The organism is Streptomyces sp. NPDC057654 (assembly GCF_042800135.1).
In the GTDB taxonomy this organism is placed as follows: domain Bacteria; phylum Actinomycetota; class Actinomycetes; order Streptomycetales; family Streptomycetaceae; genus Streptomyces.
The window spans coordinates 1-1,933 of sequence record NZ_JBHVHQ010001213.1; the positions used below are offsets into that span (position 1 = coordinate 1).

Consider the following 1,933-nt stretch of genomic DNA (forward strand, 5'->3'; position numbering starts at 1 on the left):
CGCTCAACGGCTGCCGCGTCCAGTCCCTGGACCTGATGGAGCGGGGCGCGGCGCTGCCGGCCCGCTCCACCGCGGGCGTGGTGTTCCTGCCGGGCGCGGCGGGCACGGTCCAGGAGATCTTCGACAACGCGACGTCGAACTACTACGGCTCGCACGGCGAGCCGACCCCCATGGTGCTGGTCGACCGCGATCACTGGACGCGCCGGCTGCCGGCCTGGCCGCTGCTGGAGGCGCTGGCCGAGGGCCGTGCCATGGCCGGGCGCGTCGCGCTCGTCGACTCGGCGGACGAGGCGCCCGAGGCGTTGGTCCGGCTGCGGGCGGCCGCCCCGGCGGGCCGTTCCCGGTCTACGGATGACTAATATTTGACCCGTTCTTGACCGGAGGCAACTCTTCCCCCGAAATGCGCGTCTGCCTGACAGAACACAGAGTGCGCACGCGCGAACGGAGCTACTGGTGATCATCGGCCTTGTGACGGCTGTCGCGGCATCGGCCTGCTATGGCACAGGCTCTGTCCTGCAAGCCGTGGGCTCACGGAAATCCGCCCGGCGGGAGGCCGCGGCCGCCTCGTCGACCGGCACCACGCAGCATGGCGGCCCCAGCCTGTCGTCCACCGCGAAGGCGGCCGTGACCTGGGAGTTCATGGTCGGCACGGTGCTCGACTTCATAGGCTTCGCGCTCGGCGCGCTGGCCGCGCGCCTGCTGCCGCTCTTCCTCTCCCAGACCGTCATCAGCGCCAACCTGGTGATCACCGCCGTGCTGAGCATCAAGCTCCTCGGCATCAGGCTGACCCGGCCCGAGTGGGCCTCGATCGCCGTCGTCTGCTCGGCCCTGGTGCTGCTGGCGACCGCGGCCGGGCACGAGGGCGGGGGCAGCAGCTCGACGGCCACCCACTGGTGGTTGCTGTTGATCGCGATCGTGCTGATGGCGGGCGGCACGGTGGCCGTGCGGATGCTCGGCTCGCGGGCCGCGATCCTGGCCGGTCTGCTCTCCGGCCTCGGCTTCGGCGCACTGGGCGTCGGGGTACGCGTCCTGAACGGCATCGACCCGTTCGACCTGCCCACCCTCCTCGCGGACCCGGCGCTCTACGCCATCCTCGTGGCCGGCATCGGCGGCATGTACCTGCACACCGTCGCCCTCCAGATCGGTTCGGTCAACGGGGCGACCGCCGCGCTGGTGGTGGGCGAGACGGTGCTGCCGGGCGCGATCGGAGTGCTGTGGCTCGGCGACTCCTCGCGGCCGGGCTTCGCCTGGGTGGCGATCCTCGGGTTCGTCCTCGCGGTGGCGGGCGCGGTCGCCGTGGCCTGGTTCGGCGAGCCGGAGGGCGGAGCGGCGGAGCCCGAGGACCCTGCCCCTGCGGAGGACGCCGACGACGACGCCGTACGGCACGGAGCGGCCTCCCCTACGGGCAGCTGACGGGCTCCTTAAAGGGGGCCGGGGCTCTCAAGGGGAGCCCAGAACGACCACTTCGTCCGCGTCGAACCCGACGCCGACCCGCGCGCCCGCCTCCGGCGCGTCGCGCAGCGCACACGCCGCCTCCAGCTGCGGCCCCTTCTCGGGCCGCAGCAGCAGCGCCACATGGTCGCCGCGGAAGGTGCGCGCCTCGACGGTGCACGGCAGCCCGTCGCGTACACCCGCGAGCCGCACCCCCGCCGGGCGTACGAGCAGCCGCCGCGCGCCCTGGAGCGCGCCCCGGCGCACCGGGACCTTGCCCCAGACCGTCTCGGCGGCCTCACCGGAGACATCCGCCTCGACGACGTTGTCGAAGCCGAGGAACCGGGCCACGAATTCGGAGGCGGGCCGCTGCCACACCTCCAGCGGGGTGCCGGTCTGCGCGATCCGCCCGTCGCGCATGACGACCACCCGGTCGGCGAGCGCGAACGCCTCGCCCTGGTCGTGGGTGACGGCGAGGACGGTGGTGCCCAAGGTGCTGAAG

Annotated in this window: 3 protein-coding genes; 2 read left to right on the plus strand and 1 reads right to left on the minus strand. The window is 73.2% G+C overall.

The annotated features are described in order from the left end of the window. The coding region (locus ACFU99_RS42120; RefSeq protein WP_384403676.1) for an LOG family protein at nt 1-359 on the plus strand (359 nt) is incomplete at its 5' end. A 94-nt stretch (nt 360-453) separates the two neighbouring features. Beyond that, nucleotides 454-1,413 carry a hypothetical protein gene (locus ACFU99_RS42125; RefSeq protein WP_384403679.1) on the plus strand — a complete coding sequence of 320 codons (960 nt, stop codon included), beginning with the start codon at nt 454-456 and terminating at the stop codon, nt 1,411-1,413. 27 nt (nt 1,414-1,440) lie between these two features. Here the strand turns inward: ACFU99_RS42125 and ACFU99_RS42130 are convergent. Next, nucleotides 1,441-1,933 (minus strand): TOBE domain-containing protein (locus ACFU99_RS42130; RefSeq protein WP_384403681.1); only part of this gene is annotated, 493 nt, incomplete at its 5' end.